General features: G+C 70.4%; 16 protein-coding genes. 10 read left to right on the top strand and 6 right to left on the bottom strand.

Annotation, left to right across the window (positions count from 1 at the left end):
* Positions 1–2 precede the first annotated feature (2 nt).
* Positions 3–1061, bottom strand: coding sequence for an NAD(P)H-dependent amine dehydrogenase family protein (locus tag H4W81_RS29215; protein WP_192777759.1), 1059 nt, complete (start codon positions 1059–1061; stop codon positions 3–5).
* A gap of 180 nt (positions 1062–1241) precedes the next feature.
* Between H4W81_RS29215 and H4W81_RS29210 the strand changes: the two genes are divergently transcribed.
* Complete coding sequence (locus tag H4W81_RS29210; protein ID WP_192777758.1) at positions 1242–2114, top strand: SDR family oxidoreductase; 873 nt, start codon at positions 1242–1244, stop codon at positions 2112–2114.
* Between the two features lie 48 nt (positions 2115–2162).
* On the opposite strand, the gene H4W81_RS29205 is transcribed toward H4W81_RS29210, so the two are convergent.
* Entirely contained in the window at positions 2163–3236 is a 1074-nt protein-coding gene (locus tag H4W81_RS29205; protein WP_192777757.1) for a sugar phosphate isomerase/epimerase family protein, read from the bottom strand.
* 141 nt (positions 3237–3377) lie between these two features.
* On the opposite strand from H4W81_RS29205, the gene H4W81_RS29200 reads away from it, so the two are divergent.
* The 6 genes from H4W81_RS29200 to H4W81_RS29175 are packed head-to-tail and all read left to right on the top strand — an operon-like array spanning position 3378 to position 10188.
* Complete coding sequence (locus H4W81_RS29200) at positions 3378–4535, top strand: ROK family transcriptional regulator (RefSeq protein WP_192777756.1); 1158 nt, start codon at positions 3378–3380, stop codon at positions 4533–4535.
* Positions 4529–6013, top strand: coding sequence for a sugar ABC transporter ATP-binding protein (locus H4W81_RS29195; RefSeq protein ID WP_192777755.1), 1485 nt, complete (start codon positions 4529–4531; stop codon positions 6011–6013). Before H4W81_RS29200 ends, H4W81_RS29195 begins: the two co-directional genes overlap by 7 nt.
* Positions 6013–6984: an ABC transporter permease gene (locus H4W81_RS29190; RefSeq protein ID WP_192777754.1), complete on the top strand. Its 972-nt coding sequence runs from the start codon at positions 6013–6015 to the stop codon at positions 6982–6984. Before H4W81_RS29195 ends, H4W81_RS29190 begins: the two co-directional genes overlap by 1 nt.
* Entirely contained in the window at positions 6981–8045 is a 1065-nt protein-coding gene (locus H4W81_RS29185) for a substrate-binding domain-containing protein (RefSeq protein WP_192777753.1), read from the top strand. The genes H4W81_RS29190 and H4W81_RS29185 overlap by 4 nt, the downstream gene beginning before the upstream one ends.
* Entirely contained in the window at positions 8045–9187 is a 1143-nt protein-coding gene (locus tag H4W81_RS29180; protein ID WP_192777752.1) for a Gfo/Idh/MocA family protein, read from the top strand. The genes H4W81_RS29185 and H4W81_RS29180 overlap by 1 nt, the downstream gene beginning before the upstream one ends.
* Positions 9184–10188 (top strand): sugar phosphate isomerase/epimerase family protein, encoded by a 1005-nt coding sequence (locus H4W81_RS29175; protein ID WP_192777751.1) that lies wholly within the window; start codon positions 9184–9186, stop codon positions 10186–10188. Before H4W81_RS29180 ends, H4W81_RS29175 begins: the two co-directional genes overlap by 4 nt.
* Positions 10189–10405: 217 nt before the next feature.
* Here H4W81_RS29175 and H4W81_RS29170 read toward each other — a convergent pair whose 3' ends face one another.
* The 3 genes from H4W81_RS29170 to H4W81_RS29160 are packed head-to-tail and all read right to left on the bottom strand — an operon-like array spanning position 10406 to position 12260.
* The gene (locus H4W81_RS29170) at positions 10406–11293 is read right to left on the bottom strand and encodes an alpha/beta hydrolase (RefSeq protein ID WP_192777750.1); all 888 of its coding nucleotides are present in this window, start codon (positions 11291–11293) and stop codon (positions 10406–10408) included.
* A 23-nt stretch (positions 11294–11316) separates the two neighbouring features.
* The gene (locus H4W81_RS29165; protein WP_192777749.1) at positions 11317–11811 is read right to left on the bottom strand and encodes a nuclear transport factor 2 family protein; all 495 of its coding nucleotides are present in this window, start codon (positions 11809–11811) and stop codon (positions 11317–11319) included.
* A complete protein-coding gene (locus H4W81_RS29160) occupies positions 11808–12260 on the bottom strand; it encodes a nuclear transport factor 2 family protein (protein ID WP_192777748.1) in 453 nt (150 codons plus the stop codon). Before H4W81_RS29160 ends, H4W81_RS29165 begins: the two co-directional genes overlap by 4 nt.
* Before the next feature lie 120 nt (positions 12261–12380).
* Here H4W81_RS29160 and H4W81_RS29155 point away from each other — a divergent pair, with 120 nt between their 5' ends.
* On the top strand, positions 12381–13310 hold the full coding sequence (locus H4W81_RS29155; RefSeq protein ID WP_192777747.1) for a helix-turn-helix domain-containing protein: 930 nt from the start codon (positions 12381–12383) through the stop codon (positions 13308–13310).
* A gap of 70 nt (positions 13311–13380) precedes the next feature.
* Here the strand turns inward: H4W81_RS29155 and H4W81_RS29150 are convergent, their stop codons facing one another.
* A complete protein-coding gene (locus tag H4W81_RS29150; RefSeq protein ID WP_192777746.1) occupies positions 13381–16368 on the bottom strand; it encodes a S8 family serine peptidase in 2988 nt (995 codons plus the stop codon).
* Between the two features lie 336 nt (positions 16369–16704).
* Between H4W81_RS29150 and H4W81_RS29145 the strand changes: the two genes are divergently transcribed.
* Positions 16705–17256: an RNA polymerase sigma factor gene (locus H4W81_RS29145; RefSeq protein ID WP_192777745.1), complete on the top strand. Its 552-nt coding sequence runs from the start codon at positions 16705–16707 to the stop codon at positions 17254–17256.
* Complete coding sequence (locus tag H4W81_RS29140) at positions 17253–18104, top strand: hypothetical protein (protein ID WP_192777744.1); 852 nt, start codon at positions 17253–17255, stop codon at positions 18102–18104. Before H4W81_RS29145 ends, H4W81_RS29140 begins: the two co-directional genes overlap by 4 nt.
* Positions 18105–18200: the final 96 nt, after the last annotated feature.

Raw genomic sequence — 18200 nt, 5'->3', positions numbered from 1 at the left:
TGTCAATGGCGGGTGACGGTGTGGCGGCCGGTGGCGACCGGCAGGTCGAGCATGGTGCGGATGCCCGGAGGGGCCGCGCACAGGGCGGGGATGTTGTTGACGGCGCGGGCCGCGGCCGCGGCGAGCCCGTGCGAGACATCGTCCACGGTCACCGTCATCTGCGGCACGCCCTCGATGTGGATGGCGAACCCGGGGTCGGGCCAGCGGCGCACCCTGGTCGAGTCGGCCTTGTAGACGCACTCGACGGTCATGAACGGGCGTCCGCGCACCAGCCCGGAAAAGACCCAGCGGGAGGCACAGACCGTGCCCTCGCGCACCAGCCCGGCCGCGATCTCGAACTCCTCCGTCGCCAGCTCGAACTCGTCGCTCTCCTCCACCTCGTCGAGACGCACGTCGAGCGCGTCGGCCACGAGCTGCACGCTCTCGGCGAAGAGCGCGCGCTGGAAGGCCCGGTACGGCCTTACCGCCGCGGTGTAGTCCTTGGCCGACCGGGTGAAGCCGACCAGGTCGATCACGATCTGCCTGGAGGGATGGCCGCGGAAGTCGGAGGACTCGCGCACGTAGATGTGGTCGACCCTGTTCGACAGCCCGGTGAGGGCCAGCGGCAGGAAGTCGCTCATGAAGCCGGGGTTGATGCCGGTGCCGTGGAGGGAGCTGCCGCCCTGCTTGCAGGCCTGCTCGAGCCGTTCGACGATGCCGGGGCCGTACGAGCGGGGATAGACGAAGCCGGTCGTGGTGATCACGTTCTTGCCCGAGGAGAGCAGCGCGCAGATCGTCTCGACGTCGGAGGCCTGGTCGCGCCCGAAGTAGGAGGCGGGCAGCGGCATGTGCAGCACGCAGTCGGCGTCGAGCGCCATGATCCGCTCGACGTCGTCGGTGCAGGTGACGCCGGCGGGGGGCCTGCCGACCAGCTCGCCCGCGTCCACGCCCACCTTGTCGGGGTCGTAGACCAGGACACCCGCGAGTTCGAACTCCGGTCTGCTCAGCACGCTGCGCAGCGCGTAGCGGCCGACGGTGCCAGTGGCCCACTGGATCACGCGGAGGGGCGGCTGTGTGGGCATGCAGAGCCTCCAGCCCGGATGGTGGGCGGGGCCGTTACAGGGAGGGGTGTCGTCGTTGACCGCCGCCCTAGCGGGGTCAAGAACTCTAGCAGAAATCCGGCTGGCTGATCACTGTCCGCGACGGCTTCATCGGGATATTGTGCCTTACTAGAATGTTGTTCTCCTAGGTGGAGGGTTCGCATGCTGCGGTTCGACGGAAAGGTCGCCATCATCACGGGCGCCGGGCACGGCCTCGGCCGCTCGCACGCGCTCCTCCTGGCCGAGCGCGGCGCCCAGGTCGTGGTCAACGACCTCGGTGGGGCGCTCGACGGCACGGGCGCGTCGACGGGCCCCGCGGCCGAGGTCGTCGAGCTGATCAGGAAGAACGGCGGTCAGGCGGTCGCGAACGCCGACAACGTCGCCACCCCCGAGGGCGCGAAGGCGATCGTCCAGTCGGCGGTCGACGCGTTCGGCAGGGTCGACATCGTCGTCAACAACGCGGGCATCCTGCGCGACAAGTCGTTCGGGAAGATGACGGTCGAGGAGTTCGACGCGGTGCTCGCGGTGCACGTGCGCGGCTCGTACCTGGTCAGCCAGGCCGCCTACCCCTACCTCAAGGAGCAGGGCTACGGCCGCATCGTCAACACCTCCTCGCCCGCGGGGCTGTTCGGCAACTTCGGCCAGGCCAACTACTCCACGGCCAAGATGGGCCTGGTCGGGCTGACCAAGACCCTGGCCATCGAGGGCGCGCGCAGCGGCATCAAGGCCAACGCCATCGCGCCCATCGCGTGGACGCGGATGACCGAGGCGCTGCTGCCGGCCGAGTTCGAGGCGAAGTTCACGGCCGAGCGCGTCAGCGCGCTGGTGGCCTTCCTGGCGCACGACTCGTGCGAGGCCTCGGGCGAGGTGTTCAGCGTCGGCGGCGGGAAGGTGGCGAGGGTGTTCGTGGCCGAGGGGCCCGGGTGGAAGACCGACGACCTGTCGCCCGAAGCGATCGCGGCCAACTGGGACGCGATCATGACCGAGCAGCCGTACGTGCTGACGGCGGCCGACTCGATGAAGGCGATGCTCTGACCTTGCCTTCGGGGACCACCGCCGCCAGGAGGTGGTCCCCGGCGCCGGTCAGTCCCGCAGGGACGCCATGTGGTCGTAACTGACGTCGGCGAAGCGGAGCGACCGTCCCGGGTCGGCCGCGCCGCCGGGGGCGTTGTCCTGCTCGTACATCGGGTTGTGGTAGCCCTTGGCGCCCATCCCGGAGAAGAACGCCTGGTAGTCGATGTCGCCCTGGCCGAAGGGGACCATGTCGTAGCCGTTGCCCGAGGCGGGGTTGGCCCTGCCGTCCTTGGCGTGGAACAGGGGGAAGCGCTTGGGCTGGGCCTGGACGACGGCCAGCGGGTCGAAGACGTCGGTCTGCGGGGAGCCGTCGGCTGCGGTGTAGGTGTGGAACCGGTGCTTGGCGACGTGCGCCCAGAAGATGTCCATCTCCAGCCAGACCAGGCCGGGGTCGCTGACCGACAGGAAGTACTCCAGCTTGCGCACGCCTGACGAACGGGTCGGCCGGCCGAGCGCGTCGAGGGGCCCGCTGTCGAGCAGGAAGCCGTAGGCGGCGTCGTGGTTGTGGGTGTAGAGCTTGATGCCCGCGTCGGCGGCGATCTGCCCGAGCGCGTTCCACTTCTCGGCGGCGACATCCCAGTCGGCCTTGTACGGGCTGCCCGTCGGGTCGCCGCCGGTGCCCATGTGGCCGAGGCCGAGGATGTTGGCCAGCTCCAGGTGGAACTTGAAGCGGTCGAGGTCGGGCTGGGTGAGCGGCCACGAGCCGGGGATGAAGCCGTGGTTGCCCTCGGCCTGCAGGCCGTTGTCGTCCAGCCACCGGCGCAGCAGGCGGGCGCCGTCGAGCGTTTCGAGGCTCGCGCCGCCCTCGGCGTCGCGGTGCTGGCCGTACCCGGCGAACTCGACCTGCTTGTAGCCGATCCTGGCCAGTTCCTCGAAGACGCGGCGGAAGCCGGAGGGCAGGGGAGTGGAGGCCGGGTCTCGGCCGATGGCGTCACGGACGGTGTAGAGGATGATGCCGCGTTTGGCCGGGGGAACGAGCACGCCACCTCCCGAGGCGGGGAGCGCCGTGGCGGCCAGCACTCCGGTGGACACGCCGAGGAACTGACGCCGGTTGAGTCCGAGCCTGCGCACTAACTCAGTCATAGATCGCACTGTGCGTCCCGCCCGTTTTGTCGGTCAAGACCCAACTTTGTTCGATGATCGTCCGAAGGATTGGAGATATCAGTCCGATCACGGGCCGAAGATCTCTTGATTTCGACATAAGTAGGCTCTTATCGTCGCGGCATGACGGGTGACGTCCCCGGCTCGCCGGGCGATGTTCTGACGCTGATCGGCAGCGGCTCGGCCACCACACGGTCGGACCTCGCCAGGATCACGGGCCTCGCCAGGTCCACCATCTCCCAGCGGGTCGACGCGCTCATCGAGCGCGGCCTCGTCGAGGAGACACCGGGCGGCGACTCCACGGGCGGCCGTCCCGCGCGGCAGTTGCGCCTGCACACCGAGGACCACGCGGTCGCGGGCGTCGATCTCGGCGCGACCCACTGCAGGATCGCCCTCATGGACCTCACCGGGCGCGTCATCGCGGCGGCCGAGGACCCGATCCGCATCGCCGACGGCCCCGAGACCGTCCTCTCCCACGTGGAGCGACGCATCCACGCGCTGCTCGAAGGAGCGGGCCGCCCGCCCACGGCGCTCAGGGCGATGGGGCTCGGCGTGCCAGGACCCGTGGAGTTCGCCACGGGCCGGCCGAACAACCCGCCGATCATGCCGGGCTGGAACGGCTACCCCATCCCCGACCGCTTCGCCACCATGATCCTGGTCGACAACGACGTCAACGTGATGGCGCTGGGCGAGCACAGGAACGCCTTCCCCGAGGTGGCACACCTGCTGTTCGTCAAGGTGGGCACCGGCATCGGCTGCGGGATCGTCGCGGGCGGCGGGCTGCACAGGGGCGCGCAGGGCTCGGCCGGCGACATCGGGCACATCCGGGTCAGCGGCCACGACCAGGCGTTCTGCCACTGCGGCAACACCGCCTGCCTGGAGGCGGTGGCGGGCGGAGACGCCCTCGCGCACCGGCTCGCCGACCTGGGCTTCACCGCCGAGACGGGCTCCGACGTGGTCACCCTCGTCCAGAACGGCAACCCTCACGCGCTCCGCCTGGTCAGGGAGGCGGGGCGGCTCATCGGCGAGGTTCTCGCCGGACTGGTCAACTTCTTCAACCCGGAGGTCATCGTCATCGGCGGCGTGCTGGCCAGGGTGCACGAACACCTGCTGGCCGGCGTCCGCGAGACCGTCTATCGCCGCTCGCTCCCGCTGGCCACCCATGACCTGGTCATCGTGCCGAGCCGTACCGGGGTCGACGCCGCCGCGCTGGGCGCGGGGACGCTGGCCATCGAGCACTACCTCGCACCCGACAACATCAATCGGATCGTCACATGCTGATCATGAGAGGCATCGTCAAGCAGTTCCCCGGCGTACGGGCGCTGGACGGGGTGGACCTCGACGTGCGCGCGGGCGAGGTGCACTGCCTGCTCGGCCAGAACGGCGCGGGCAAGTCCACGCTCATCAAGGTGCTCGCCGGCGTCCATCGGCCCGACGAGGGGAGCATCGAGCTCAACGGCGAGACCATCGCGCCCAGCAGCCCCGTCGACGCCATCAGGCTCGGCGTCGCCACCATGTACCAGGAACTCGACCTGGTCGACGGGCTCAGCGTGGCGGAGAACATCCTGCTCGGCCACGAGCCCACCCGCCTCGGCTTCACCCGCCGCAAGGCGCTGAAGAGCACGGCCACGGCCATCCTCACCCGGCTCGGCCACCCCGAGATCAGGCCGTCCACCGAGGTCGGCAGGCTCTCCCCGGCCGCCAAGCAGGTCGTCTCGATGGCCCGCGCCCTCTCCCACGACGCCCGCGTGATCGTCATGGACGAGCCGTCCGCCGCGCTGGCCCACGACGAGGTCGCCAACCTCTTCCGCATCATCAGGGAGCTCACCGCGCACGACGTGGCCGTCGTCTACATCTCCCACCGGCTCGAGGAGATCAGGGAGATCGGCGACCGGGTCACCGTGCTCAAGGACGGCAGGACGGTCGCCGTCGGCCTGCCCGCCTGCGACACCCCGACCTCGCGGATCGTCTCCCTGATGACCGGCCGCAACGTGGAGTACGTCTTCCCCCCGCGCTCCGGTGTCGCCCCCGGCGCCGAGGTCCTGCGCGTCGAGGACCTCACCGCGCCGGGCGTCTTCACCGGCGTCTCCTTCTCGGTGCGGGCCGGCGAGATCGTCGGGCTGGCCGGTCTGGTCGGCTCGGGCCGGTCGGAGATCCTCGAGGCCGTGTACGGCGCGCGCCGCGCCTCCGGCAAGGTCCTGCTCGAAGGCGCGCCCGTCGCCAGGTCCACCACCAGGGCGGTACGGCGCGGCATGGGCCTGGCCCCCGAGGAACGCAAGGCCCAGGCGCTCCTGCTGGACCAGAGCGTGACGGCCAACATCACACTGGGCAGCCTCGACCGCTACGCCAGGTTCGGCTGGCTCGACCGGGCCCGCGAGGACGCCGAGGCCAGGCAGCTCGTCCGGACCCTCGACATCAGGCCGCCCGACCCGGGGCGGCCGATCAAGACACTCTCCGGCGGCAACCAGCAGAAGGCGGTGCTGGCCAGATGGTTGCTGAACGGCCGCAAGCTGCTCCTGCTCGACGAACCCACCCGAGGAGTGGACGTGGGAGCGAGAGCCGAGCTCTACGCGGTCATCAGGAAGCTGGCCGACGACGGGATCGGGGTGCTGCTGGTCTCCAGCGAGGTGCCCGAGGTGCTGGGCCTGGCCGACCGCGTGCTGGTGGTCCGCGAGGGCCGCGTCATCCACGAAGGCGCGGCGGGCGACCTGGACGAACACGCCGTCCTGGACATGATCATGGAAGGGAGTGCGGCCTGATGAACGGGGTCCTTTCGCTGGCCGGGCGGCGCTTCGGCGAGGCCAGGCATCTCGGGCTGGTGGCCGCGCTGGTGCTGCTGGCCATCGTCGGGCTGGTGACCGTGCCCGATAACTTCGCCACCGCCGCGAACCTGGTCAGCATCCTGTCGCTGGCCGCCACCATCGGCGTGATCACCGTCGGCATGACCTTCGTGATCATCGGCGGTGGCATCGACCTGTCCGTCGGCGCGATCATGGCACTGGCCTCGGTGTGGGCGACCACGCTCGCCACCCAGGCGTTCGGCCCGTTCATCATGGCGGTCTGCGCGATCCTCGTCGGCACCGGCGCCGGCCTGGTCAACGGCCTGCTGATCGCCTACGGGCGAATGGTGCCCTTCATCGCCACCCTCGCCATGCTGGTCGCCGCGCGCGGCCTCGCCCAGCGGATGTCGGATCGCAAGACCCAGCTCATCCAGCAGGGCAACGAGGCGGTCGTCGCGCTCTCGACCACCAGGGTGCTCGGCATCCCGCTGCTGGTCTACATCTTCGCGCTGGTCGTCGCGGCCGGCTGGGTGGTGCTCAACCGCACCACCTTCGGCCGTCGCACCTATGCGGTCGGCGGCAACCCGGAGGCCGCCCGGCTCGCGGGAATCGACGTGCGCAGGCACACGATGCTGCTGTACGCCCTGTCCGGGTTCTGCTGCGGGGTCGCCGCCATCCTGATCATGGCGAGGACCACCACGGGCTCGTCCACCCACGGAGACCTCTACGAGCTGGACGCGATCGCCGCGGTCATCATCGGCGGCACCCTGCTCACCGGAGGACGGGGCACGATCATCGGCTCCATCCTCGGCCTGCTCATCTTCACGTTGATCACCAACCTGTTCATCCTCAACGGGCTCAACACCAGCGACCAGCTGGTCGCCAAGGGCCTGATCATCGTCGTCGCCGTCCTTCTCCAGCGGCGGAACCTCAAGGAGAGAGCAACATGACCGAGAACGTCGCGCGCAGAGGGTTCCTGGCCGGGGGAGTGGGCGGGGCCGTCCTGCTGGCCACCGCCGCCTGCACCAGCAACCAGCCCGCCGCCCAGCCGCCCGGGCAGAACACCGCGCCCGCGCCCGCGCCCGCCACCGGCGGCAACGACCAGCCAGGCGAGAAGGTCGTCATCGGCTTCTCCGCGCCCGCCGCCGACCACGGGTGGATCGCGGCCATCGCGAAGAACGCCGAGGCCGCCGCGAAGCAGTACACCGACGTGGAGTTCAAGCCCGTCGAGCCGACCAACGACATCAACGCGCAGATCTCGGCCGTCGAGTCGTTGATCGCGGCGAAGGTGAACGCGCTGGTCATCCTGCCCAACGACGGCCAGCAGCTGAACCAGATCGCGCTGCAGGCCACCGCGGCGGGCATCCCGGTCGTGAACCTCGACAGGGTCTTCCCCGACAAGCTCGCCTACCGGACCTGGATCGGCGGCGACAACTACGGCATGGGCGTCGCGGCCGGCCACTACGTCGGCAAGAAGCTCAAGGACAAGGGCGTCGCCAACCCCGTGATCGTCGAGATCCAGGGCATCGCGACGCTGCCGCTCACCCAGGACCGCAGCAAGGGCTTCGCCGACGCGCTCAAGTCCTACGGCTTCAGCGTCACGGCCAAGCAGGACGCGCAGTTCACCGTCGAGACGGGCAACAAGGTCGCGGCCAACCTGCTGCAGGCGCACAAGAAGATCGACGCGCTGTGGAACCACGACGACGACCAGGGCGTGGGCGTGCTCGCGGCGATCAAGGAGGCGGGCAGGAGCGAGTTCTTCATGGTGGGCGGCGCCGGATCGGCCAACGCCATGCGGGAGATCCAGTCGGGCGGCTCGGTGCTGGAGGCGACCGTCACCTACAGCCCGACGATGGCCTCCTCCGCCATCAAGCTGGCACGGTTGATAGCCCAGGGAAAGGGCATGAGCGACCTCGTGGAGAACCAGGTTCCGCAGTCGATCACGCTCGCTTCGGAGACCATCACGAAGGAGAACGTGCAGACTTACCTACCACTGGGGTTCGAATCCTGATGACACAAACGACCATCGGCGTCGGTCTGGTCGGCTACGCGTTCATGGGACGCGTCCACTCCCAGGCCTGGCGCAACGTGGCCGCCTTCTTCGACCTGCCGGTGACGCCCGTCATGGCCGCGCTGTCCGGCAGGTCGCTCGAGGCGGCCACCGACGCGGCGGCCAGGATGGGGTGGGCCGCGGTCGAGACCGACTGGAAGGAGCTGGTCAACCGCGACGACGTGCAGATCGTGGACATCTGCACGCCGGGCGACTCCCACGCCGAGATCGCGATCGCGGCGCTCCAGGCGGGCAAGCACGTCATCTGCGAGAAGCCGCTGGCCAACACCGTCGCCGAGGCCGAGGCGATGGTGGCGGCGGCCGCGGCCTCGCCGGGCAGGTCGATGGTCGCCTTCAACTACCGGCGCGTGCCCGCCATCGCGCTGGCGCAGCGCATGGTCGCGGCGGGCGAGCTCGGGCAGATCAGGCACGTCAGGGCGCAGTACCTGCAGGACTGGATCGTCGATCCCGGCTTCCCGCTGGTCTGGCGGCTGCAGCGGGACAAGGCGGGCTCGGGGGCGCTGGGCGACATCGGGGCGCACATCATCGACACCGCCCAGTGGGTCACGGGGCAGGCGGTCGTCGGGGTCTCGGCGCTGACCGAGACGTTCATCAAGGAACGGCCGCTGGCGTCCGGGTCGGCGGGGCTGGGCGGCAGCCGTACCTCGGAGAAGGGGACGGTCACCGTCGACGACGCGGCGCTGTTCATCGGGCGGATGTCGGGCGGGGCGCTGGCCTCGTTCGAGGCCACCAGGATGGCCACGGGGCGCAAGAACGCGCTGCGGCTGGAGATCAACGGCTCGCTCGGCAGCCTGGCCTTCGACTTCGAGGCGATGAACGAGCTGTGGGTGTCCTCGGGCGACTCGGGCTTCCGGCGGATTCTCGTCACCGAGCCCGACCACCCCTACGTGGGCGCGTGGTGGCCGCCGGGGCACGGCCTCGGCTACGAGCACACGTTCACGCACGAGATCAAGGACTTCCTCGAGGCGGTCGGCAACGGAACCGACCCCTCTCCCTCGTTCGCCGACGGGCTGCGGGTGCAACGGGTGCTGGCGGCCGTCGAGGAGAGCGCCGCTTCGGGCGGTTACAAGGAGATCGCATGAGACCCATCACGCTGTTCACCGGGCAGTGGGCCGACCTGCCCTTCGACGAGGTGTGCAGGCTGGCGGCCGAGTGGGGCTACGACGGCCTCGAGATCGCCTGCTGGGGCGACCACTTCGACGTGGACCAGGCCGTCTCCGATCCCTCCTACGTCACGGGCAAGAAGGCGCAGCTGGAGAAGTACGGCCTCAACGTGTGGGCGATCTCCAACCACCTCGTCGGCCAGGCCGTCTGCGACCACCCCATCGACGCCCGCCACCAGGCGATCCTGCCCGCGCGCGTCTGGGGCTCCGGCGACCCCGAGTCGGTACGGCAGGCGGCGGCCGAGGAGCTGAAGAACACCGCCCGCGCCGCGGCCCTGCTGGGCGTCGACACGGTCGTCGGGTTCACGGGGTCGTCCATCTGGCACACGGTGGCGATGTTCCCGCCGGTGCCCGCGTCGATGATCGAGGCCGGCTACCAGGACTTCGCCGACCGCTGGAATCCCATCCTCGACGTCTTCGACGAGGTGGGGGTCCGCTTCGCGCACGAGGTGCACCCCTCGGAGATCGCCTACGACTACGTGACCACGCAGAAGACGCTGGAGGCGATCGGGCACCGGCCCGCCTTCGGCCTCAACTGGGATCCTTCGCACATGGTGTGGCAGGACCTCGACCCCGTCGGGTTCATCCTCGACTTCGCCGACCGGATCTACCACGTCGACTGCAAGGACACCCGCGTGCGCGTCGGCGACGGCCGCCGCGGCCGCCTGTCGTCCCACCTGGCGTGGGCGGACCTGCGGCGTGGCTGGGACTTCGTCTCGACGGGACGCGGCGACGTGCCGTGGGAGGAGTGCTTCAGGGCGCTGAACTCGATCGGCTACACGGGGCCCATCTCGATCGAGTGGGAGGACGCCGGGATGGACCGGCTCGACGGCGCTCCCGAGGCGCTGGCCTACATCCGCAGGATGAACGCCATCACGCCGCCCGCCGCGGCCTTCGACGCCGCGTTCTCCGCCGAGTAGAACCGTCGGTCCCCGTCGGTAGGTTGCCCTCATGAGCGTCGACTGGAGCACCGAGCTGTACGAGCAGCTCGACTGGCACTGGCGACGACTACACCACCCATCGCGAGGCGATCCACCACGGCGCGGAGATCGCCCTCCTGCGCGACCTCTGGGCACACCGATAGCGGGGCGGCGCGGCCCGAGCCGGAGGGTGACTCGGGCCGCGCCAGGGGGAGGGTCAGCGCAGTGTGCTGCCCAGGTGGGCGGCGACCGCGTCGGCGGCCACCGTCACCTGGGGTTCCTGGTCGTAGAAGTCGAACTGCGTGCCCTGGGTCCAGAGGACGTCCTTGGCGCCGGCCAGGCCCTCGTGGAAGCGGCGCGCCCCCTCGGGGATGGCCGCGTCCTCGCTGTGGACGATCAGCGTGGGCTGGGTGATGCGCGGGGCAAGGACGATGGAGTCGTAGGTCAGCCAGTCCGACCAGGCCATGACCGCGAACCTGTTGGGCCACGCCGCGATGCCGCCGCGCTCGGGGTTGAGGTAGAAGTCGATGTCGTACGGCATGGCCGCCCGGGGGTCGGTCGTGCTGACGACGGGGACGTACTCGACCTCGCCCGTCGCCTCGAACGTCGCCCGCGCCTCCTCGCCCACCTTGATCTTCTGGGCGACGGCCTCCGCGCCGCCGTACGCGCTCTCGCAGATCGCCGCGTCGTGCAGCCACGGGGCCACGAGCGCGAGCGACTTCACCCGCGGGTCGTCCGCGGCGTTGGCCGACATGTACATGGCGGCCGCGCAGATGCCCAGCGCGCCGAGGCGGTCGGCGTCGACGGCGGAGTGGCCGGCGAGGAACGTCAGGGCGTGGTGGATGTCGCGCACCTTCTGGGCCGGTGACTCGACGTCGCGGGGCTCGCCCGCCGACTCGCCGAAGCCGGTGAAGTCGAAGGAGAGCGCCGCGTAGCCGCGGTCGGCGAGCCGTTCGGCGTAGCGGTCGGCCATCAGCTCCTTGACGCTGGTCCAGGTGCCGGCCACGACGACGCCAGGGGCCGAGGTCGCGCCGTCGGGAAGGAACAGGTTGCCGGTCAGCGTCACGCCATCGCTGGCGAAGGTGACCTTTTCGCGATGTGTCATTGCCGTCCTTCGGTGACAGTGGGTCAGGCGTACTCGAGGGTGGCCTTGGTGATCAGGCCACCGGAGATGTCGAAGCTGTAGGAGGCGCGGAAGCCGCCGGTGCCTCCTGGCGCGAAGCGGACCAGCATGGTGGTGCCGCCCTGCCGGGGGGTGGTGCCGAGCACGGTGAGCCGCCCGCCGATGACCTCGGTGTCGGCCCAGTGGCGGATGGCGTCGTGACCGCGGATCTCGCGGCCGACGTCGACGATGACGGCGTCCGGCGCGAACGACGCGACCAGGGCGTCGAGGTCCTCCTTGGCGACCGCGTCGACGTAGCGCTGGGCGGCGGGATCCACAGTGATCTTCTCCCCCGAGGTCTCGGCGGTCGCCTGAGTGCTCGCGGCAGCAGTGGTTGTGGCCGGCTGGGGGAGCGCCTGCCCGGCCGCGGCGTCCGGCCCGTTCGCGACCGCCAGCGCCACACCGCCCCCGATCACCAGGACGGCGACGCCGCCGATCAGCAGAGCCGTCCCTCGCTTCACCGGGAGCCGGCCAGGTTCATGAGGTCCTTGTTGCCGTCGGCCCAGGTCGCGGTCATCACCACGCCGGCGATGCGCCACCCGTCCCCGGTGCGGACCAAGTCGAAGCGGTAGGTGCCGCCCAGCGTCCACAGCGGCGCGCCGAACGGGTTGGCCAGCCGGTGCGTGGCCTGGAAGGCGGCCGTGCACACCGCCGTGCCGTCCCCGAAGGAGACCAGGTGGTTGGCGAGCAGGTGCTGGGTGGCGTCGAAGGCGCCGAGCAACTGCGACCACGCGCCCACGATCTGGTCGGGGGTGAGCGTGACGGCCTCGCCGCCGTTGAGGCTCGTGTAGTCGAGCGTCACCTTCTCGGCGAAGACCGAAGCGAGGCTCTGCCACTCACGCTGGTCGGCGTGCCAGACCATCCGCGTGCACGTGTCGATGACCTCGAAGCGGTCGTCAAGGGTCCCCATGGATAGCTCCTTCGATGATGCTTTCGGGACTGAAGGATGGCGGAGCGGCAGACGTGACTGAAGCGAATAAAATGCAGACATCGTGCATGAAGCTGCACGGGCTGTGGGGTGGAGGCATGGGTGAATCTGGCCAGCCTGGGGCTGACCCCGGAACAGGAGCGCGTTTATCGCTTCTTCCTGCGCGCGCCCTGCTCCGACCCCCACGAGGCCGCCGCCGAACTCGGCATCCGCCACGTTCCCGCCATCCTCGACCGGCTCAGGACCTTGGGGATCGTCGAGGAAGGCCCGGCCTCCGTCCCGCCCAGGGTCGCCGTCGATCTGCTCATCCGGCGGCGCATGGAGCAGACCTCGCGTGAGCTCAACCAGCTCAGCGCGGCCTGGGACATCGTGCGCGACCTGTCGGAGGAGCAGCGCAGCGGCCGCCCGGTCGAGCTCATCGAGCGGATCGAGGGTGTGGACAACGTCTCCCGCCGCATCCAGGAGATCTCCGCCACCAGCAAGGAGATCATGAACACGAAGAACACGGCAAGGACCGAGCGCTACGACGACGCGAATGTCGCCCGCTTCCGCAGACGCCTGTCGGCCGGGCTCGTCGCCAGAACCCTGGTGTCCGAGGAGTACATGGGTGATCCCGAGCAGCTGGCGTACGCACGCGAGCAGCACGCGCTGGGAGATCTGCACCGCATGACCTCGAGCCGCAACAGAAAGGTCATCATCTTCGACAGGTCCGTGGCCTTCGTGCAGATCGACCCCACCGATCGTCTCGTGGGGGCGCTGATGATCCGCCAGCCGGGCGTGGTGGCCACCCTCGTCGACGGATTCGAGATGATGTGGGCCAGAGGCCGCGACCTCAACGAGCCTCCGCTCACGGCGATCGAGCGTCAGGTGCTGCAGTCGCTCGCGCTGTACGACAAGGACGAGATCGCGGCGCGCGCGGTGAACATCTCGCTGCGGAAGTTCCGGGCGCACGTGGCGGAGCTGATGAACCGGCTGGGGGCGGGGAACCGGTTCCAGGCGGCCCTGCTGGCGAAGGAGCGCGGCTGGATCTGACGCCTGCCCCCCGACCACTGCGGGGCCGGCGCCTCGACGGCGCCGGCCCCGCAGTGGTCGGGTGCCGCCCCTAGTGAACGGCGTAGGCGCGGGTGACGGTCTGGACGACGTCGGCGCCGGATGCGCCGGTCGCCTTCACCCGCAGCGAGACGAAGCCCGCCGTCCGCGGATTCGGCACCACGGCGGTCCACCCCGAGGCGGTGCGGACCACCGGAACCCGATGCCAGCTCGCGCCGTCGTCGGACGACATCTCCAGCCGGACGAGCACCGCCTGCGGACGCGTCCCGGGGTTCCCCTCGAGCCACATCGGCAGCCGGGTCCGCGAGCCCGCCTTGGCCCGATTGAGGTCGTCGAGCCCGGCCGGGGCGTAGCGCATGACCATCAGCGGCAGCGGCCGTTCCTGCCGCGTGTGCGACGACCGGAACGTCCAGGTGGCGTCGACCGCCGTCGACAGCGTCGAGTACGGCACCTGCCTGCGCATCGACGTGCTGAGCGCGTAGGTGGCGTCCTCTCCCGGCAGGTCGGCGCGCAGCTCGCACGCCTTCGGCCGGTCGAGCCAGCAGCCGGCCAGGTCGGTCTTGGCCAGCACCTGCCCGTCCCTGGTGAGGGTCGCCGTGCCGGTGGCCGCGGCGTCCGCCCCCGTGCGGCCCGCCCCGCCGTCGGCGAAGAGCGCGCCGGCCGGGAACGTGAGCTTGTCTCCGGTACGGCTGCCGCCGGGCCTCGCGAGTGACGGCCCACTCACCGCGGCGTTCCACACCTCGCGGGTGTGCCCGCGCTCCACGGCCCTGCCGCCGTCGGCCACCAGCAGGGTGTCGCCGACCTGGAACGCGCTGTCCCAGACCAGCCCTGGTGTCCGGTAGTACGTGCGGGTGCCGGGCAGGTCCACGTCATCGAGCGGCGCCATCAGGAACTTCGCCGGCTCGGCGCCGAGCCGGTGCCCGAAGAGCGGCAGGCCCTTGGCGGCCACCCCGGACGCCCGGTAGGCGGCCGTCACCTTCGCCAGGTCCTTCTGCCGCGCCGCGTACGAGGGATCGTCGGGGAACCCGTCGGTGTAACGGGCGACGAGGTCGTACAGGTACGGGCTCGGCGACACGTCCTTGCTCTTCCAGAAGGTCCTGAACGAGGCACGCATTCCCTCCTGCCGTACGGGAACGAAGTAGAACCTCGAGGTCACACCCATGGGCGACCCTTGCGTGAAGCCCATCGTCCACGGCCCGAGCGAAAGCTCGACGTCGGCCACGTTCAGCGGCGCCGCGGTCGCGTCGTCCAGCGTGATCAGCGCCTGCCTGCCCTGGCGGGCGTCCACCGTCACCTGCTGGCCGGCGCGATCGACCTTCACCGAGGTGTGGGAGAGCACCGTGCCGAACGTCCGGCCCCAGATATCCGTAATGAGGTTCCAGTCGCCCTTGGGGAGCCGGATCCTGGCTGTGCCGTCCTGGAAGAACGCTTCCCTGGTGGCGGCGGTGCGGGGGTCGTAGAACTGGGCGTAGGTCTGGGGGCCGGCCGGGTCACCGTTCCTGTCGATGGCCTTCACGGTGACGTCGTAGGACTCCGGCTCGACGTATGCGCCGGCCAGGGTGCGGATCACGGTGTCGCCCGCGGTGGCGGTGACCGTCCCGACGTAGTCGCCGGGGGCCTTGCCGGTCGCGTCGATCGCGAGGGAGACCGACGCCTGCCCTCCTGCGGGCACCTCGAGCCGCTGGGCGCCGAGCTCGAGCACCTCGCCGTCCTCAGTCAGATCGAGGGTCACCGGAGTGTCGCCGGAGTTGGTGTAGGTGAGGGTCGCGGTCTTCTCGCGTCCGTCAGGGCCGTCCCGCGGGAAGGCGGCCCAGGCGCCCTCCGCCTGTGCCACGACCTGCTGCTTCAGCGCGCGCACCAGGTCCACCCGCCCGGTGCCCTGCTGGTACGGCGTGGCCCCCTGCGCGGGGACGGCACTGCCGGTGAGGGCGGCCTTGAGCTGCTGGCCGGTCCAGCCGGGGTGGCGCTGGGCGAGGATCGCCGCGGCCCCTGCCACGTGCGGGGTGGCCATGGAGGTGCCGCTCCTCGCGACGTGGGAGCCTTCGGCGGTGCCGGCGGCCGCCGCGGCGACGATCTCGACCCCTGGCGCGGTGATGTCCGGTTTGACGGCGTGGTCGCCTTCGCGCGGACCCGTGCTGGAGAAGTCGGCGATCTGGTCCTGCCGGTCGACCGCGCCGACCGCGAGAGCGGCGTCCGCGCTGGCGGGCGTGCTCACCGGCCGCCCCCCGCCGTCGTTGCCCGCGGCGACGACGAACAGCGTGCCCGTCCGCGCCGACAGCGTGTTCACCGCCTGCTCCACGGGGTCGATCTCGGCCTGGTCGGGGCCGCCGATGCTCATGTTGACGACCTTGGCCCCGACCTCGACGGCGGCCCACTCCATGCCCGCCAGGAGGGCGGAGTCGGTGATGCCGGAGATGCCGCCCACCTTGCCGATGGCCAGCCGGGCGCCGGGGGCCACGCCCCGGTACTTCTCGCCCTTCCCCGCGATGGTGGAGGCGACGTGAGTGCCGTGGCCGAAGAGGTCGCGGACGTCGGGTTCCGCGCTGAAGTTGCGCGCCTGCACCACCACGTCCTTCAGGTCCGGATGATCGGGGTCGTAGCCGGAGTCGAGAACGGCGACCGTGACGCCCTCGCCGGTCATCCCCTGCTTCCACGCCTCGGTGGCGCCGATCTGCTTGACGCTCCCGTCGAGGCTGAAGGAGCGCCGGCCGTCCAGCCAGATCTTCGTCGTGCCCGCGCCCGCGGTCAGGGTGCGAGCGCCGCCCGCCAGCTCCTTCCACGTCTGCGCCGCGCTGGTCTTGGGCACGCGGAGGGTGGTCATGCCGAGGCCGGCGAGCGGCCGGGCCTCCCGCGCGCCCCTGAGCGCGGGTGCCGTGGCCGACTGCGTGATCAAGGGGATGTCGCCCGTGTCGGCGTCGCCGTACCGCCACTGCAGCAGTTGGGTGACGTCGAACAGCCGCCGGTCGAGCACCCCCTGAGCGACCAGCGGGCGGGCGTCGGACGGGATCACGTACAGGTGACCGTCCAGGACCTGTTTCATGAACCCCACGTCCCTGCGGGGCCGGGTTCCACGCGATACGCCTGGCCGGTGACCACCACTCTGTCCCCGGTGAGCAGAGTCACGCTGCCGGACCTGCCCGTGCCGAGCTGCTCGGCAGCGGTTCCGGGGGCTGGTGCGGGAGCGATGCTGATCGTCGCCGCGAGGACGAGTCCGATTTTTAAGTACACGGAGCGCCCTCGCTGTCCTGTTGATCAAAAAGAGTCACGTGGCAGTAGATGTCCGGATGCACCCCCTGTGTTACCGCCCGCGCTGTGAAACATCTGGGCTTAGCCGGACATCTCCTGAAGTGTTGTCGTCGGACGGAAGGATCGCCGTATGGGGTCATCAGAGCTGAAGACGCGCTTTGAGGAGATCTATTCGGCGCACTATCCAGCCGTCGCCACCTACATCAAGCGAAGAACCGACGCGCCCGATGACATCGCGGACGCCATCGCCGAGACGTTCACCACCGCCTGGCGGCGCATCGGCGACGTGCCGAAGGGGGAGGAGGCCAGGCTCTGGCTGTACGGCGTGGCCAGACGCGTGCTCGCCAACCACTTCCGTGCCGAGGAACGCCGCACCGCGCTGGCCCAGCGGCTCCGCGAAGAGGTCACGACCTGGGCCGAAGCCATGCCCGTACGCGACTCGGGGGCCGCGTACGAGGCGTTCAGGCGGCTGTCCGGCGACGACAGGGAACTGCTCGCGCTGGTGGCCTGGGAGGGGCTCAGCAGCCCCGAGATCGCCAAGGTGCTGGGCTGCTCGCACGGCGCTGTGCGGATTCGGCTGCACCGCGCGCGCAAGCGGCTCGCCAGGGAACTGGCCGCCGCCCACCTCGACCTCACCTCGTACGGCCCGCGGGCCGTCGCACTAGCGGAAAGGCAGTCATGAAGACCGACATCGATCACCTCGTCGCCCGGTTCGCCGCCGAGCCCGTGAGAGAGGTGAGCGACGGCGCCCGCGAGCTGATGCGCGAGATCACCGAGAGTGAGCCCGCCCCCGCGGCGCCGAGGGCCCGGGGGTGGCTGACCTGGCGGCTGGCCGTCCCGGTGACCGGCGCGCTGACCGCCGCCGTGCTGGGGCTGACCTGGATACTGCCCTCGGGGTCCGGCCTCGGTCCGGCGTCGGCCGCGGCGCTCGAGATCGATCGGGAGGACGGCTACTACGTCATCGAGATCAACGATCTCTACGCCGACCCGGAGCGCTATCAGGCGCAACTGCGGGCCGCGGGCCTCGACATCACCCTTCGCGTGCTGCCCGTGTCCCAGGCCTTCGAGGGCCAGGTGTTCCCCACCACTCCCGGCAACCAGTACGTCGAAGACATCAAGGGCATCTACCCGCCGGGCGCGTGCGACAGGCTGGACGGCTGCGCCATCGGGGTGAAGATCCCGGACTCGTTCGACGGCACGGCCGACATCAGCGTCGGCCGCAAGGCCAATCCGGGCGAGCAGTACCAGTCGATCACCTCGTTCGACGCCAAGGGCGAGCCCATGCACTGCGTGCCGTACTTCAACAAGACGGTCACCGAGGTGCGGGCGATGCTGGCGGAGCGCGGGGTGAGCATCGCCGAGTTCGCCGTCGACGATCTGGAGGCCGGTGAAGCCGTGACGAAGCCCTCGGTGCCCGAATCGTGGCGCGTGCACGGCGGCTACCTCACGGAACCGGGCAAGGCGACGGTCGTGGCGGGTCCGGAGGAACTGCCCGAGGACAACCCCGACCGAGGATGCCCCACCGGTTAGGTCCTTTCGGGAGGCCGGTCGGCCAGGCGGCGATGGGGTGGAGATCGTTCGCGTTGGTTGCCGGGAGCCGCGGCCTGCGCCGCGGCTCCCCACGTG

The sequence above is a fragment of the Nonomuraea africana genome, assembly GCF_014873535.1.
Lineage (GTDB): Bacteria > Actinomycetota > Actinomycetes > Streptosporangiales > Streptosporangiaceae > Nonomuraea > Nonomuraea africana.
The sequence above is the reverse complement of the archived record's forward strand: the minus strand, read 5'-3'. Positions and strand labels throughout refer to the sequence as shown.